Origin of the sequence: uncultured Ligilactobacillus sp. (genome assembly GCF_948826705.1) — a bacterium.
Lineage (GTDB): Bacteria > Bacillota > Bacilli > Lactobacillales > Lactobacillaceae > Ligilactobacillus.
On the sequence record NZ_CAQLEL010000129.1, the window covers coordinates 1 to 16,356 of the forward strand.

A 16,356-nucleotide genomic window follows, 5' to 3' on the forward strand; every position below is an offset into this window, starting at 1 on the left:
CACAGTCAAGTCTTGGGGTTGGTCTTGATCTCGATGGCGGCTTATTTTGGAGCGATCGAAAAAGCTCCATTTACAGCGATCGTCTTATTGACTGAAATGGCGGGTTCATTAGCATCAGTTTTCCCATTAGTCTTTGTAACATTTATCGCCTATACGGTCGATACGCTTTTAGGGGGGCGTCCGATCTATACTGCTTTACGTGAAGAAATGCAATTTAAATAAAAATGACTTGATGTGTTTTCCATCAAGTCATTTTTATTATCGATCGCGTTTGATACAAAAGCTAGTGATCACGGCAATGACCGCACTGATCACTAGCCCTAAAAAGGCGGCTGAATATGAACCTGTCAGTTGAACGATCCAACCGATCAGTAATGGTCCGACAAAGCCTCCGAGTTGTCCGCCAAAATTAATGATCCCGATCGCTGAACCGTAGCTATCATCATGGAGAACTTGTGAAGCAAAATCAAAGATCCCAGTGAAAGCTAATGATTTAGCAAAATAAGTCAGGATCTGAAATGAAACGATCCAAAATAGACTTTGGGATCTGAATAAGCCAAACATGAATAATAAGGTCAAGACACAGGCGGTGATCAGCATCAAGACTTCTTTTTTCTTGAAGAGATGGACCATGAGATAACCACTGATCGCAGCGGCTATCCCACCGGCGATCGTTGGTAGTGGAACGAGCCAAGCTAATTTTTTAAGTTCCAAATGCTGTGAAGTCAAAAAATAGATCGGCATCCAAGTTTCTAAACCTTTCGTGATCACGTTCAACGCTAGTCCTAAGATCACAAATAACCAGACACGTGCATCAAGTTTTCGCCAATTTATCTTATGGGTAGTGGATTTTTTAGTATCGGTAGCTGCTCTGCGGTCACTCAAAGCATATAAGCTGACTAAGATGATCCCAAAAGCTCCGAGATAATAAAAGGCACTACGCCAACCGCTAGCAGCGATGACTTGAACGATAATGAAGGGTGCGATCGCAGCTCCTGCATAATTTGAAGACATCAATAAGGCAGTTAGTTGGGCGCGTTTTTTCTTGGGATGATCTTGGGCTACTTGCTTTAAAGCGGCAGCGGGGTAGGGGCCTTCCGCGACTCCAAATAAAAAGCGAATGATGACTAGAGCGCTAAAAGACCAAGCTAGCCCGGTAAAACCAGTCAGCAGTGACCATGAGATCAAAGTAAAGATAACGATCGCACGTGAGCCAAAACGGTCGGTCAAGTAGCCACCAGGGATCTGCATCAATGTATAACCCAGGAAAAAGGCACTTCCAGCAGCCCCTAAAGCTGCCGGGGACATGTTGAAGTCTTTGCCGATCCCAGCCAAAGCTAAGTTAAAGACTGTTCGGTCGGCAAAAAGTAACATATAGCCTAGGTAGATCACGCAAAAATTCCAAACTTTGTTGCGTGTAGTTTTATTATTCATTCAAAAAACTTCCTCTCAGTAAATACCGTTTGACTTTCCCACTAGCCGTTTTAGGAAAATCTTTGACCCAAATAAATTCTTTGGGGATCTTATAATGAGCTAAATATTTTTCACCGTAAGTACGCAGGGCAGCTTGAGCTAATTTTTGCCCACGGACAAAAGCTACTGGAACCTCGCCCCAGGTGGGATCAGGTCGACTTACGACAATGATCTCGGAGATCTCAGGTAATTTACGGTAGCATCGTTCGATCTCTTGGGGAAAGATGTTTTCGCCACCTGAGACCAACATTTCATCTAAACGACCATCGATATAAAGAAAACCATCGTGATCAAAGTGAGCGACATCACCCGTATGATACCAGCCAGAATCAAGCTTTTTAGCAAATAATTCGGGGCGATTCAGATAACCGCTGACCAAGGCAGGGCTTTTTAACAGTAGTTCATTAGTCGTAGGGGCAAGCTTGACTTGCGTAGTAAAAAGCGGTTTGCCGACTGAACCTAGTTTAGCAAGCGCATATTCACTTGATAAGGCTACGACTTGCGAACAAGTTTCAGTCATCCCGTAACATTGAACGACATTGATCTGAGCTTTTTTACTTGCCAACAGGAGCTCTTTAGGTGCACTGCTGCCCCCCAAAAGAACAAGCCTAAACTGGGGATTATACGGTGTAACATGCTGTTTTAATAGTTCCTGTAGCATGTATGGGACTGCCGAAATGATCGTAACAGGTTCACTGACTAAGATCGATTCGACTAAACTAGGCTCAAAGCGTTTGACCAAACGGACAGGTATTCCATAGATAAGTCCACGCATAAGGATCGAAAAACCGCTGATATGAAAGAGTGGTAAGGCACAGAGCCACTGATCAGTAGCACTCAAGCCAAGATTCAAAGCAGAAGCGATTGCTGAGTAGAAATGATTACCAAAACTTTGCATGACACCTTTAGCTTGCCCCGTGGTCCCCGAGGTGTACATGATACTTGCGATCGCATCAAGATCAACGGTCGCCATGAGATTCTTAGCCGGGGCTTTGCTTACTTCAAGCTTTGAGTAGGGTAAAAAGGGCTCAGTAAATTCGGGCCGCCATAGCTCATCAGTGACTAAACACAGATCAAGCTGGCTATCGTTTATCTGCGCCAACAGTTCGGTAGTTGATAAGCGAAAATTGAGCCAGACGATCGTTTTTTTCGAAAATAATAATGCAAGCGCTAAAACATAGGTCGTTAGCGAGTTATCACCCAAAAGACCGACACGGGGATTTGAGGTCACCTGGGCGATCTGACCGGCCTTTTTAGCGGCGAGTTTGGCTAATTGGGTAAAGGTCAGACTTTGTTCTTCAGTGATGACAGCTGGGGAATTTGGTTTTAAACTCGCTTGTTTTAAGAGCCAATTTTGCGTTTGCATCAAGGGAATTTTGGAAACTGATCGAAATCTGGTTTACGCTTTTGATTAAAGGCATCACGACCTTCTTTGCCTTCATCAGTAGTGTAAAAGAGCATCGTGGCATCGCCAGCAAATTGTTGTAAGCCGGCTAGGCCATCCGTATCAGCGTTCATGGCTGCTTTGATAAAGCGAAGTGCAGTTGGAGATTTTTCAAGTAATTCGTGAGCCCAAGCCATAGTTTCAGCTTCGATATCGGCTAGAGGTACGACTTTGTTGATCCAATTCATTTGGTAAGCTTCTTTAGCACTATAGAAGTGGTTTAAGAACCAAACTTCTTTAGCGCGCTTATGCCCGATGACGCGAGCAAGATAGCCAGAACCGTAACCAGCATCGAAACTGCCGACTTTAGGACCAGTTTGACCAAATTGAGCATTATCAGCAGCGATCGTTAAGTCACAAACGAGTTGCAAAACATTGCCACCGCCGACAGACCAACCTTTGACCATCGCGATCACAGGTTTTGGTATAATACGAATTAGATGTTGAAGATCTAAAACATTCAAGCGAGCGATCTTGTCTGGACCAACATAGCCCCCGTTGCCACGGATACTTTGATCGCCTCCAGAAGAAAAGGCTTTGTCGCCAGCACCAGTCAAAATGATCACACCGATCGTGCTGTCATCCCGACAGATGCTGAAGGCTTCGATCATTTCTTGAACGGTGACTGGAGTAAAAGCGTTTAACTTTTCTGGACGGTTGATCGTGATCTTAGCAACTTTATCATTGCGCTCAAATAAGATCTCAGAATATTGCTTGATGGTTTCCCACTTGATATTTGACATAAAATAACTCCTTTTTAGCTAAACGAGGTGTAGCTGATGAATTTATTAGAAAACTTAGGGATAAAGACGATAATTTTGCAAAAAGACTACGTGAAACTCGAACTGCCGATCACAGCTAAGCTCTTACAGCCATATGGTCTAGTTCACGGCGGGATCAATGCAGTCCTTGCAGAAACAGCAGCTTCTCTTGGCGCAAATGAAAACTTAGCGTCAGGGCAGGTCGCTGTCGGTGTCAATATTACCACACAACACTTACGCAAAGCCAGAAGTGGATCCCTATCTGCAAAGGCGCTCCCCGTGCATATAGGTACAAAATTGCAGACATGGGAAGTGCGGATCTACAACGAAAAACAGCTGACAAGCTTGAGCACTGTGACTTTGACAAATATTTCGCAAAATTAAAACTGGTATCAAGATCGTGCAAAATGAAATCTTGATACCAGTTTTTTGATCTAAATTTAAATGTATTTATGCGGTGGCGCACATTGAAATGTGTTCGGCGCCCCCCGCCTTGCCTCACACTTTAAATGCTAATGTTTCATATGGTTTTAGTGTGATCGTATCTGGCCAGTATGTTAGGTCGCGGTCGTAATTGGAAAGGAGAACTTTACCTGCTTTGCCAGCTAGATCAGCTAGCGCAACTGTAGTCTTTGTGCCATAGAAATTGTTTAAGACTAATAACTTGTCGTCGCTGTCATCTAGATAACGCTCAAAGGCAAAGACTTGTTTATCGTCTGCTAGATGTAATTTGAAATGACCTTCGGAGATCAAGCGCTCTTGTTTGCGGAGTGCGATCAGCTTTTGATAGAAGTTAAAGATCGCACCGCTCGCTAATTCGGCTTCTACGTTGATCTTGTCTTGTCCAGTTGGCATCAACCACGGCTCAACGTTGGAAAAACCAGCAAATTCACTATCATCCCAGTGCATTGGTGTACGTGAATTATCGCGTGCTTTAGCTAAGACGATCGCGAAAGCTTCTTTTTCACTATGTCCTTGGGCCAATAAACTTTCGTAAGCATTCAAAGCTTCAACGTCAACATAGTCATTGATCGTTGTATAAGTTGGATCGATCATTCCCAGTTCTTCACCCATGTAGATGTATGGAGTACCACGTAAAAGATGGATCGTTGCTGCTAACATTTGGGCGGATCTGATCCGATAGTTTAGAGGATCGCCAAATCGATTGAGCGCAAATGGTTGATCGTGATTGTTCCAAAAGAGTGCATTCCAACCACCACCTTGATCCATCTGAGTTTGCCAATCAGCTAGATGCTTTTTGAGTGCCATAAAGTCAAAAGGCATCTTGGTCCATTTTTCACCATCTTTGTAGTCGACTTTCAAATGGTGGAAGGTAAAGACCATGGAGAGTTCATGTTCTTTAGGATCGGAGTACTTGATCGAAGAAGCAAAATTAGTGGAAGACATTTCACCGACAGTGATGATCGTTTCGTCTTGCCCGAAGGAATTTTCGTTCAATTCTTTGATGTATTGGTGCACGATCGGCGTATCTGTGTAGAGCATCTTTTCTTGGACAGGATCAGTGGAATCAACAAGGATCTCGTTTTTTCCGATCACGTTTAGCACATCGAATCTAAAGCCTTTGACCCCTTTTTGACGCCAGTAATTTACGATATCTTGGGCTTCTTTACGTACGTCTGGGTTGTGCCAATTTAGGTCAGCTTGGGTCTTATCATAAAGGTGTAAATAGTAAAGCTCAGTGTCACCAAACTTAGCCCAAGCTGGACCGCCAAATTTTGATTGCCAGTTAGTTGGTAAAGAACCATCTGCTTTAGCTGGACGCAGATAGAAATATTTTTGGTATTTTTCTTCACCAGCAAGCGCACGTTTGAACCATTCATGTTCAGTCGAGCAGTGGTTCAAGACCATATCCAACATAACATCGATCTTGACTTCTTTTAGTTTGGCAACTAGTTCTTCAAAGTCAGCCATCGTGCCAAATCGAGGATCGATCTGGCGGTAATCAGCGATATCATAGCCGTTATCATTTTGGGGTGAGACATAAAATGGATTGAACCAGATCATGTCGATATTGAGTTTGGCTAGATAGGAGATCTTGTCGATGATCCCACGCAAGTCGCCAAAACCATCATTATTTGAATCGTAAAATGATTTTGGATAGATTTGGTAGATAACTTTTTCACCAAGGTTTGTCTTCATAACTTCCTCCTAGTTAGTGCTTAATTTCTTTCGGCGGGCAAAATCGATAAATTTGAATTTATCGGGACGATGATATGACGTTGTCAGCTGGAATAAAGTAGTGTCACTTAGGTAAGAAAGACTTCGCACGATCACAGCTGGTTCATTTGGCCCAAGTTCTAAACACTTTGCGATATCTTTAGGAACTTCTTCAACCGTGATCTCCTTGGTCGCATAGTCGATCTCAAGGCCTAATTTTTTTTCTAAATAGGCGTAGATCGAGTTAGCCGCGACCTCTGCTGGTAGTTCACTGATCGGTGGATCTAAGAGATAATCTTGATCTAACACGGCAGGTGAACCGTCAATGATCCGTAGGCGCTCGATAAAGATCGCTTTTTGAGCCGTGATCGGTGTCTTACCAAAGTATTCAGGGGCTTTGACTTTTTCTTGCCGTAAGACCTCGGTTTTTGCGTGAAGTCCTAAAGCTTGATTCAGTTCTTGAAAGCTAGTGATCCCTGAGATCGGAAAGGTATACTTTTGAATATCTAGCACTAATGACCCTTTGCCTTTTAACTTTTGGATCAGACCTAATTCTGTCAAATGGTTGAGTGCTTTACGCGTTGTCTCACGTGAAGCGCCATAGAGTTCACTTAATTGTTTTTCGCTAGGTAAAAAATCGCCTGGACAAAATTGTTGATGTTTGATCTTTTCGGCGAGGTCGTTAGCGATCATTTCATGTTTTAAAGCCATAACTTCACATCCTTAACGTAATTTTCTATTTCATTGTAGCATAGTTGTCCGTACATGTGCAAAATAAAAAAATGCTTATATTACCAGCTTTGTAAATGATTACAAAAAAATGTTGACAACATGTATAGACACCATGTATAGTTATTGGTGAAGTTAAGTGAAAACGTTTTTAGTGTTACGTATGGAGGGAAATAAAATGGCTAAGAACAAAGTAGTCTTAGGTGCACCTGCTACAGGGGCAGCCATTGCACTAGATAAAGTTCAAGATGAAGTCTTTTCGACTGGGATGATGGGTCAAGGATTTGGACTTGAGCCAACTGGTGAAAAGATCGTAGCCCCAGTTGCTGGGGAGATCACGATGATCGCAGAATCTAAACATGCGATCGGTATTTTGACTAAAGAAGGCTTGGAAGTCTTGATCCACATGGGGATCGATACCGTTGGCTTACACGGTGAACCATTTGAATTAAAGATCAAGACTGGAGATAAAGTCCAAGCTGGGCAAGAGATCGCTAACATGGCCTTGGAAAATATCCGTTTAGCTGGTCTTCAAACCACGATCATGGTGATCATCACGAATTCAGCTGATAAGTTAGAAGGTTTGGATGTTGAAGAATTAGAAGCAACGGCTGGTCAAACGGTCGCAACAGCTTATGTTAAAGAAGCTAAACAAAAAGCTGGCAAACGTGACTACGATGCACTAGCTGATATCATCATCGAAAATGTTGGTGGCAAGGAAAATATCAATAATTTGATCCATTGTATTACTCGTTTACGTTTTTATTTGAAAGATGAAAAGCTTGCCAACGATGATGTTTTACGCGAGACAGATGGTGTGATCGACGTGATGCACGCTTCAGGTCAATACCAAGTCGTGATCGGAAATGAAGTAACGAACGTCTTTGATGCAGTAATGAAGAAATTACCGGGCTTAGGTGAAGGAGAAACTGTTGAAACGACCACACAAGATGATGGTAAAAATCCAGTGAGCCGTGCTTTTAGCAATTTGATCGGGGTCATCACGGGTTCGATGAGTCCAGTAGTTGGTGTGATCGCTGCGGCAGGTATCATCAAAGGGCTATTAGCTTTATTGACCTTGCCACAATTAGGTGGTTTGTTGAATGTTAAGGATACGGCTTATATCACAGTCAGTGCGATCGCCGATTCTGCTTTTTACTTCTTGCCAGTTCTGGTTGGTTTTGCTGCAGCTAAACGTTTAGGTGGTGATCCGATCGTAACAGCTGTGATCGGGGGCGTCTTGACCTATCCACAGTTAGTCGACTGGGGCCGTGAGTTTAAGGATATGTTTACGATCGGTGGTTTCCACTTCCAATTCTTAAACTACACATATTCGATCTTCCCGATGATCTTAGCAGCTTGGATGGCTAAGAAGTTAGGGGATTGGTTGAAGAAGACTTTACCAAACTATCTTCAAATGATCTTTAATCCATTGATCACTGTTTTAGTTGTTTCTGTGATCACTTTAGTTGTTACTGGTCCGATCATTCAAGGTGCAGCTAACGGGATCGCTGATTTCATCAATTGGTTAGTGCATGCTTCTGGCTGGGCTGGTGGTTTGATCATTGGTGGTTTCTATCAATTGCTAGTTATCTTTGGTCTACACTGGGGCGTTGTTCCATTGGTGGCACAACAGATCTCTGCTAGTGGCGAAAGTTCATTGAATGCGATCATCTCAGTTACCATGGTCGCTCAAGGTGCAGCTGTATTAGCTGTAGCGATCAAGTCACGTAAAAATGATATGAAATCATTAGGGATCGCAGCTGCTATCTCTGCTTTCTGCGGGGTAACAGAACCAGCGATCTATGGGATCAACTTACGCTATCGTAAAGTTTTTATCTCAGGTTTGATCGGTTCAGCTGTGGGTGGGTTCATCACGGGTCTGATGCACGGTTCGATGTTTGGATTTACAGGTTCGTTGATCGGTTTTCCATCATTTTTCAACCCAGCACATCCAACTGAGTTAAACAGTTTCTATGCCTTCTTATTCTCAAGTGCAGCCGCTTTGATCATCAGTTTCTTAGTGACCTGGTTCTGGGGTTACAACGATGAAATGGAAATGGGCAAAAAAGTAGAAAAGAAAAAAACTCCAAAATAGATCAGTGCGGACAAATGCGGGTAGCCCCGTAAAAATAACGGTGTCTTAAGAAAGATGCGCTTTTTGCATCGTTTTTAAGGCATCGTTATTTTCTAGGGGTTGCATTTGGGAGCACGACAAAATAGGCGATCAGGACACGAGGTGAGTGTCCTGATCGCCTATTTAAGTGGTTGAAAGCTCAACCTTGTTTTATGGTGACCTGAGCAAGAAGTTGCCCGTGAGTCACTTCGTGTTTGACATCAAGTTTCAAATTTGTGATGCGGTTAGGTTGTGTGAAAAAGACGATCACATTATCGCTGAGTCCGGCTGCCTTGATCACAGCTGGATCAAATTCTAACAACAGATCACCAGCTTTGACGGTTTGACCGTCAGTATAATGTGTGACAAAACCTTCGCCACGTAATTTGACCGTATCGATCCCCACGTGGATGACCGCTTCTAGTCCATTATCAGCAACCAGTCCTAAGACATGTTTAGTGGAGAATGTAAAACGGACTGTACCGTCAAATGGAGCATAGACTTTGGTATCAAGTGGAGCGATCACAAAACCAGTTGCATCAAAATCAGGTGCAGCTTTGCTTGGTAAAGCATTGGCAAAACCAGTGACTGGAGCTAAGACATTAGTTGTATCACTGACAGTTAGTGGAACGGACTTAGCTTCAAGTCCAAAAGTCTCATTGCCAGTAGCTAATTTATCCTTGAGTTTTTCAACGATCGCAGCGTGTTTTTTCTCGGTCAAGTTGACCTTAGTCAAAAAGATCAGCAGAGCCAAGATCGCTAAAGCAAGTGGGATGTAAAAGGCCATGCTTTCAAAAGTTCGGATATTTTTAGTGGTCATATCAGCAGCAGTAGCTGAACCAGTCATGCCAGCGGCGATCGCGATATAACCGACGAGCCCGTTAGAAAAGGCGCCTGTTAATTTATCTATCATCGGACGAACGGCTAATACGACTGCTTCGTTACGTTCACCCGTCTTTAACTGCCCGTATTCGATCGCATCTGTTAAGGTAAGGACTGTTACGAGTTGGGCAAAGGTAATGTTGAATAAGACGAGTCCGATGACTAAAAGGACCATATTTTCACGGGCAAAGATGAAGATCAGGTATGAAGTGATCATGCAACATTGTCCAAAGGAAAAGAGCCACTTTCTTGGGATGAACTTATTCAAGACAGGATACAAAGGTGAGGTCATAAAACCGACTAAGATCGCAATAAAGCCCGCCAAACTAAAGGTCTCTGGCTTACCCAAGACGAATTTGAAGAAGTAGTATAAGACACCGTTTGTGACCACGTTAGCAAAGGAGAACATAAAGTATGCCAAGCTAGCCCAAAGGATCTGATCGTTCTTGGCTAGACCGACAAAGACATCTTTGATCGTCGTTTTTTGCTTAGCAGCATTACGGATAAGATTATCTTTTTCTTCAGTCCCCCAAGCAACGATAAATGCACAGGCGATAGCTAAAAGCGAAATGATGACCGCAAATGCTAGCCAACCTTGAGCACCTTGTGTGTGCTTTCCGGTGGCAACATAAGTAAAATAGGTCACCACGGGTACGACGATGACGGTCAGACCGTTCCACCCGATCGAACCTGTCAAAGTTCCTAAGGCAGTGTAGACGCCCCGTTCTTTGCTATCTTCACTCAAGGCTGGTACCATGCCCCAATAGGAGACATCGGAAAATGAGTAAAAGACATCTAAAGTGATAAACAAGATCACAAATAATACGGCAAAGGCGATCCAATTGATATTGGCTAGGTTAAAGATACCAGTAAAAAGTATTACTAAGATCACAGCACTGACTAGGTTACCGGCAATGATCCAAGGTTTGAATTTGCCCCATCTAGTCTGAGTATTATCCACAATATTTCCTAACAGCGGATCGATCAAGATCTCAATTATCCGGATCACCACGATCAGACCGGTGATCAAAGCGATCAATTTATTAGCGATCGCAGGTGCTAGTTCACTGAACAATCCCGCCGTAACAAAGACGATGAACCAATTGCTCAGTAAGCCGTAAAAAGCTGCATGCCCCAAGTTGCCCATTGCAAATGAGAACTTGGAGATAAATGATTTTGATGCATGTTTTTCCATTGACGTTCCCCCTAAAAGCTAAGCAAATAGCTAAAAATATCTGTAATCGTTTACAGAAATCATCATACAACTTTTTACTTAATAAGTAAACTAAATTACTAAAATAATTACATAAAAATGGTAAAATAAAAATCACATCCTTGATAGAATGCGATTTTTTAGGGTTTATAAGGTAAAACTTTTACGGATCACTAATTCAGTATTGACGAAAGCATGGATCTTGGCGCGGTCAGGACGCTCTAAGGCATCACATAATAAATTGATCGCGGTCTGACAGAGTTCTTTTTGGTCGATGCTATAAGTCGTCAATGGTGGCGAAACGTATTGTGAGACTTCAATGTTATTGATACTGATGATCGCAGTATCATGTGGCAAGCGGATCCCAGCTTCGTTGAAAGCTTGTAAGACACCGATCGCTAGGGAATCAGAAGCAACGATAAAGGCATCTGGGAGATCGGGACCTAAGGTAGCAATGATTTTTTTGCCGAGTTCATAACCATTTGAGGTTGTAAATGAGCCGCCGACGAAATAATCTCTTTCATCAAAGATATTTAAACGCTTAGCCCAGTTTTCAAAGGCAAAAGCCCGCGGGTCTTGGCGATAGTTGTGTTGTCCCATGATCGAACCGACACCTCCGATAAAACCGATCCGTTTTTTACCAGCACGTTGTAATAAGTCGAGGGCATCTAAGATAGTTTGGGAGAGGTCGGGTTGGACGGAGTCAAATTTATCTGGATATGGATTGATATCTAAAAAGATCCCGATCGGTGTGACTTCATGGAGTTTAGCTAGCTTTTCTGGGGAAAGTTCATCTGCACCGATCCCGATAAAGCCTTCGTAATTTTTGCCCTTAGCTATCAAATGATCAAGATCATGAAAGATGTCGATCTCTAAGTTGGCATTTTTACTTTGTTCTAGGATAAGTTCTTTTAGAGTGTTGAAATAAACATCTTGAAGCTCTTCTTCAGCAGTGAAACTGGTCAAAAGTGCGATCTTACGTGAGATAAGAAATTTATTTTGGCGTTTACCATAGCCGAGTTTATTTGCCACTGTGAGGATCTTATTTTTAGTGGCAGGGGAAACGGATAAGGTCGGATCTTCATTTAATAGGCGTGAGACGGTGGCTTGTGAAAAGCCAGATTCTTCTGCGATTTGTTTGATCGTTACCATAATATTACCTGCCTTTGCTACATATTTATAGTTACATTTTACCCTATAGGCGTAATTTTTGCTAATTATGGTATAAGTTGGATAAAAAATAACTTAATGTTTTTATAATAATAGTTATGTTTGAATTAAGTCGAAGCTAAATGTAAGTGTTTTTATTGACCCAAAAATGCTTAAAAAGATAAAATTAAATCATTAAAAAGTTTTAGATAATTATTTTATTTTTGGATTTATGGAGGGTGAAAAGATGAATAAGATCGCATTGATGGAAGACGATAAGACAGTTAAGTTGAGTATCCCACGTGGTTACTATGTATTTGCTGAGATGTCAACGATGTCAGACTTTAACGTTAAGATGATGTTACGCGATGCTCAAAGTCAAAAAGTGTCATTTGAAGGTGAACGTCAAAGCAAGGATGCGTTACCACCGATCCGAGGTTTTTACCAATGTGATTATGACGAGACTGAATTACACATTCATATTGAAGAAAGTATCGATCTAGATCTACGTGTTGATAGCACAGATCTGTATGATCAAAATGAAGAATTGGCTGTACGAACAGTCACTGCAGTTGGGCGTGATCTAGCTGATGATAAATACAATGATTTTATGCTACATCTAACGATCATGCGTTGCAACGATCTTTAAAAAGCTTATTGGCTATGGTTTCATTTGCAAGTGGAACTATAGTCAATTTTTTGGAAAAAATATTAGTTTTTTATTAAATTGAAATGCAATTTAAGTAAGAGTAGTATGGCTTATTTAAGTATTAAAGTCCAAAAATGTTATTTGTGAGTGTAGGTATGTTTTACGAAATTTTATTTTTAAAAATAAAATTAAAATAATCTATATGTTTATATCAAAAAATTACCGAAAATAAATCTCTTTAGTTGTACTATAGTAAATGTTTATAGATAAATAGTAGAGGAGTATAGATATCATATACGCCCCCTATTTTTATACTTTTGAATAACTGAGGAGGTCTACTTTTAGTTTTGTTATCACGGAATAATAATAAATTGCTAATGCATAAATTAGAATCAAAGAAACAACGTTTTGCGATCAGAAAGATCAGTGTTGGAGTCGCTTCTGTCTTGATCGGTTTTACTTTTGCTGGTTTTAATGGAGTATCAGCTGATGAAGCGACAACGACGACCAAAGATCATTTAAAGACCGAGGCGACAACAGAAAGTTCAAGTGCACCAACTAAAGAAGTCGAGTTAACTTCAAGTACTGAAACTCAAGCTAAAGAAGCTGAGACCACAACAGTAGCTGACGATAAGTCTCAAGTTACTGAAGATGTCAAAGAACAAGCACCAGCGCAAACAGTAACTGCCAAAGAAACTAGTGAACCTACAACTAGCGCTGAAAAACAAACGATTGCACCAACTGATGAAAGCAAAGCCGATGAAACTCAGACCTTTAACGTTGAAAAACAAGCTGAGCCACAAGTAAATGTTGATCTAACTGATAGTAAAGTTGCTTATACCGCACCAACTCAAGCTCAAAACCAACAAGAAGAAGGCTTTAACGTTACTGATCCTGACTATGCTGAATATACATACAAGGGGACAAATCTGCAAAAACTGATCGAAGATTTTAAGATCGACTACCAAAATAGTGAATATGTTTTCCAATGGATCGCTTCGACCGATGGAGAAAGTGGGATCGTCTTTACCGTTGATCGTGGTAAAGATGCTGATGGTAATGTCATCTTGAAGGGCAATGGCAGTTTTAATGCATATGAATATAATACAGATCGGATCTGGGATGGCGGTTCATTATTGAATAAGCATTATAAGAAAGAAGTTAAGCGAAAAAAGTATGTTATCCATCATGGAGATAATAAACTTAATTTAGGGCGTATCATTAACGATGGCTCCAGAAATGCGATCACAGTAGATCATTTTTACTCTAATACCTATCAAGTTGGCTGGAATAATTATTACACGGAACACTATTTACCGATATTTGTTGGTGGTCATAGTGGAATCGAAAGCAATGAAGGTAATGGTTATACAACAGTAAGTATTTATACCCCACAAATTGTTGAACAAAAAGCCAAGATCGCTAACGGCAACGTCTATAAGACACAAACTGGTTTGACAGGGCAACACTACACGACGGGTGTTCCTAAGAATGCTAAAGTGGAAGAAGGTAAGTTCTTATACGCCGAAAACAGTCAAGGTACGATGTCTGAATTTCACAAGGGTATTGTTTTAATCAATAATTACCATGATGGCGTGATTGTTAAGTATACCGAATTAGATGACCAAGGAACTATGCAATATGAATTTCTAGATGATCAGGGGTTCGCTGAGAAATTGTACAATGAAAGTACTGGTTCTAATGAGACTGGAGGGACCTTGAATGTAGGTCAAAGCTTGTTATACTCTGGTGATAGAGCAACATATCATATCTCTAACCCATACGTCCAACAAACTACCGATATCACATATGAATATCGTAAGTTAGGTAGCGTTGAGCTTTATGATGAAAATGGCAAGTATCTAGGCCAAAAACAATATGTCAATGATACAAATGATGCTGCTAAGGCAAGCCTACCAACGATCCCTCAAAACTTTCCTCAAGGTAACATCGAATACACTTTGGTAAAGACCCAAGAGCTTCCTAGTGATCTAAGCAGATCGATCAAGTATATCTATCGTGGGATCGAAACAAAGGTGACCCCCGATACTTATACTTTAACGACGAAATTTGTTGATGAAAATGGCAAAGAACTTAAAGCCGCTGAACCACAAACGATCACTTGGACAACGATAACTAAGCGCGATATCCATACAAACAAAATTACCAAGCAGACTTCTCCAAGTAAAGATAGCTATGCTGCAGTAACTAGCCCAGTGATCGCTGGTTATTATGCAACAACAAAAAGCTTTAGCAGCAAAAAAGCTGAACCAAAAAATGTTACACAAACGATCATTTACCACAAGTTGGGCAAGATCATTGCTAAAGACAGCCAAGATAACAGGTTAACGACTGTTGACTATGAAAATGATGCTAACGATGCAACTAAGATCAAAGATATCGTAGCTCCAACGATCAAGGGTCATCATGTAAAAGATGAAGTTGTTCAACCAAGTGATCTAAGCCAGGATACAGTACTCAACTATGGTAAAGATACTCAAGTTGCGCAAATCAAGTATTGGGATGAGACAGATAACAAGTATATTACTGATGATCAAGGAAACGATTTGGAAACAGTTGAAACTGGTGTTCACAATACTGAGATCTCACATGAAAAAGTAGCTAAACAGATCCACGCTTTGAAAGATAAAGGCTATGAATATGACGTCAACGATCAAGGATTTCCAACGGTCGATTTTGATGATGATGATTCAAAAACACAGACGTTTACAGTCAAATTAGTTCATGGTAAGAATGCGGAAAGCGAATCTAAGCAGATCACACGTAAGATCTGTATCCACCATCCTAAACAAAAAGATGAAAATAAGTCGCAAACAGCTACTTTGACGCGAAATATTATACGTGACAGGGTAACTAATAAGATCATCCCAACTAGTGATTGGGTCTATGATAACTTTGATGAAGTAGCATTACCATCGTACAAGGGATATAAGATCGATGAAACACCAGCTGAGATCCAAAATGGTAAAGTTGTTGCTAAAACAGTCACACCTGATGAAGAAGATGGTAAAAAGATCGATGTTAAGTATATACCACTAGAACAACATGCTTTAGTCCAATATATGGATGATGATGAGAAAAAGATCTTAGACCAAGAAGACATCCAAGGTGTGACGGATGCAGCGATCGAACATAGTAATGTTGAAAAGATCAAAGCATATCGTGATAAAAACTATGAACTAGTCTCAGACGAATTAGCAGATGTAGTTGACCCACATTTCAATGCGGAAGATGCACCGCAAGTCTTTGTAGTTCATTTAAAACATAAACTAGAAAAGATCCCTGATAAGAAAACAGTGACTCGGACGATCACAGTTAACATGCCAAATGGGACAAAAAAAGAAGAAACTCAAAAAGCAACCTTTACCCGTACTGGTACTAAGGATCGGGTGACAGGTTCTATTGATTGGGACAAGTGGAGCCCAGCACAAGAATTTGACGCATACACCGTGCCAGTAGTGCCAGGTTATACACCAAATAAAACTACAGTAGAGAGAGCAACGGTGACAGCTGATGATGAAAACTCACCAGTCACGATCGATTACACAGCAAATGCTCAAGAAGTATTGATCAAATATATCGATGTAGATGACAATGGTAAAGAAGTGAAGAGTCAGCTTTTAGATGGTGTGACCGATCAAACGCTCCCTACAAAATATGAAGCCCCAGCTAACTATGAATTAGTAGCGAACCAAGATCTACCAGAAAAAGTTACCTTAAAGGCAAGCGACAACAACCCGA

12 protein-coding genes are annotated in these 16,356 nt (G+C 41.2%); 5 read left to right on the forward strand and 7 right to left on the reverse strand.

Going from position 1 to position 16,356, the window contains the following annotated elements; genetic code table 11:
- Positions 1–222: chloride channel protein (locus tag Q9Q35_RS09380; RefSeq protein WP_304653121.1), on the forward strand; the 222-nt coding region annotated here is incomplete at its 5' end.
- A gap of 36 nt (positions 223–258) precedes the next feature.
- Here Q9Q35_RS09380 and Q9Q35_RS09385 read toward each other — a convergent pair.
- The 3 genes from Q9Q35_RS09385 to menB are packed head-to-tail and all read right to left on the reverse strand — an operon-like array spanning position 259 to position 3,660.
- Entirely contained in the window at positions 259–1,434 is a 1,176-nt protein-coding gene (locus tag Q9Q35_RS09385; RefSeq protein WP_304653122.1) for an MFS transporter, read from the reverse strand.
- Entirely contained in the window at positions 1,427–2,839 is a 1,413-nt protein-coding gene (menE, locus tag Q9Q35_RS09390) for an o-succinylbenzoate--CoA ligase (RefSeq protein ID WP_304653123.1), read from the reverse strand. The genes Q9Q35_RS09385 and menE overlap by 8 nt, the downstream gene beginning before the upstream one ends.
- Positions 2,839–3,660, reverse strand: a complete 822-nt coding sequence (gene menB / locus Q9Q35_RS09395) for a 1,4-dihydroxy-2-naphthoyl-CoA synthase (protein WP_304653124.1) — start codon at positions 3,658–3,660, stop codon at positions 2,839–2,841. Before menB ends, menE begins: the two co-directional genes overlap by 1 nt.
- A gap of 36 nt (positions 3,661–3,696) precedes the next feature.
- Between menB and Q9Q35_RS09400 the strand changes: the two genes are divergently transcribed.
- Positions 3,697–4,062, forward strand: a complete 366-nt coding sequence (locus tag Q9Q35_RS09400; protein ID WP_304653125.1) for a PaaI family thioesterase — start codon at positions 3,697–3,699, stop codon at positions 4,060–4,062.
- Positions 4,063–4,176: 114 nt separating this feature from the next.
- Here the strand turns inward: Q9Q35_RS09400 and treC are convergent, their stop codons facing one another.
- Together treC and treR are read right to left on the reverse strand one after the other, a co-directional pair.
- The gene (gene treC / locus Q9Q35_RS09405; RefSeq protein WP_304653126.1) at positions 4,177–5,838 is read right to left on the reverse strand and encodes an alpha,alpha-phosphotrehalase; all 1,662 of its coding nucleotides are present in this window, start codon (positions 5,836–5,838) and stop codon (positions 4,177–4,179) included.
- A 9-nt stretch (positions 5,839–5,847) separates the two neighbouring features.
- Positions 5,848–6,567, reverse strand: a complete 720-nt coding sequence (gene treR, locus Q9Q35_RS09410) for a trehalose operon repressor (RefSeq protein WP_304653127.1) — start codon at positions 6,565–6,567, stop codon at positions 5,848–5,850.
- 196 nt (positions 6,568–6,763) lie between these two features.
- Here treR and Q9Q35_RS09415 point away from each other — a divergent pair, with 196 nt between their 5' ends.
- Positions 6,764–8,683: a PTS glucose transporter subunit IIABC gene (locus Q9Q35_RS09415; RefSeq protein WP_304653128.1), complete on the forward strand. Its 1,920-nt coding sequence runs from the start codon at positions 6,764–6,766 to the stop codon at positions 8,681–8,683.
- A 178-nt stretch (positions 8,684–8,861) separates the two neighbouring features.
- On the opposite strand, the gene Q9Q35_RS09420 is transcribed toward Q9Q35_RS09415, so the two are convergent.
- Positions 8,862–10,778, reverse strand: coding sequence for a glycoside-pentoside-hexuronide (GPH):cation symporter (locus Q9Q35_RS09420; RefSeq protein WP_304653129.1), 1,917 nt, complete (start codon positions 10,776–10,778; stop codon positions 8,862–8,864).
- A 165-nt stretch (positions 10,779–10,943) separates the two neighbouring features.
- Positions 10,944–11,948, reverse strand: a complete 1,005-nt coding sequence (locus Q9Q35_RS09425; protein WP_304653130.1) for a LacI family DNA-binding transcriptional regulator — start codon at positions 11,946–11,948, stop codon at positions 10,944–10,946.
- A 244-nt stretch (positions 11,949–12,192) separates the two neighbouring features.
- On the opposite strand from Q9Q35_RS09425, the gene Q9Q35_RS09430 reads away from it, so the two are divergent.
- Together Q9Q35_RS09430 and Q9Q35_RS09435 are read left to right on the forward strand one after the other, a co-directional pair.
- On the forward strand, positions 12,193–12,594 hold the full coding sequence (locus Q9Q35_RS09430) for a hypothetical protein (protein ID WP_304653131.1): 402 nt from the start codon (positions 12,193–12,195) through the stop codon (positions 12,592–12,594).
- A gap of 377 nt (positions 12,595–12,971) precedes the next feature.
- Positions 12,972–16,356: YSIRK-type signal peptide-containing protein (locus Q9Q35_RS09435; RefSeq protein WP_304653132.1), on the forward strand; the 3,385-nt coding region annotated here is incomplete at its 3' end.

Coding starts and splice junctions, on each gene's coding strand:
- Q9Q35_RS09400 (WP_304653125.1), top strand. CDS start 3,697: ATGAATTTATTAGAAAACTTAGGGATAAAGACGATAATTTTGCAAAAA.
- treR (WP_304653127.1), bottom strand. CDS start 6,567: ATGGCTTTAAAACATGAAATGATCGCTAACGACCTCGCCGAAAAGATC.
- treC (WP_304653126.1), bottom strand. CDS start 5,838: ATGAAGACAAACCTTGGTGAAAAAGTTATCTACCAAATCTATCCAAAA.
- Q9Q35_RS09415 (WP_304653128.1), top strand. CDS start 6,764: ATGGCTAAGAACAAAGTAGTCTTAGGTGCACCTGCTACAGGGGCAGCC.
- menB (WP_304653124.1), bottom strand. CDS start 3,660: ATGTCAAATATCAAGTGGGAAACCATCAAGCAATATTCTGAGATCTTA.
- Q9Q35_RS09425 (WP_304653130.1), bottom strand. CDS start 11,948: ATGGTAACGATCAAACAAATCGCAGAAGAATCTGGCTTTTCACAAGCC.
- menE (WP_304653123.1), bottom strand. CDS start 2,839: ATGCAAACGCAAAATTGGCTCTTAAAACAAGCGAGTTTAAAACCAAAT.
- Q9Q35_RS09420 (WP_304653129.1), bottom strand. CDS start 10,778: ATGGAAAAACATGCATCAAAATCATTTATCTCCAAGTTCTCATTTGCA.
- Q9Q35_RS09385 (WP_304653122.1), bottom strand. CDS start 1,434: ATGAATAATAAAACTACACGCAACAAAGTTTGGAATTTTTGCGTGATC.
- Q9Q35_RS09430 (WP_304653131.1), top strand. CDS start 12,193: ATGAATAAGATCGCATTGATGGAAGACGATAAGACAGTTAAGTTGAGT.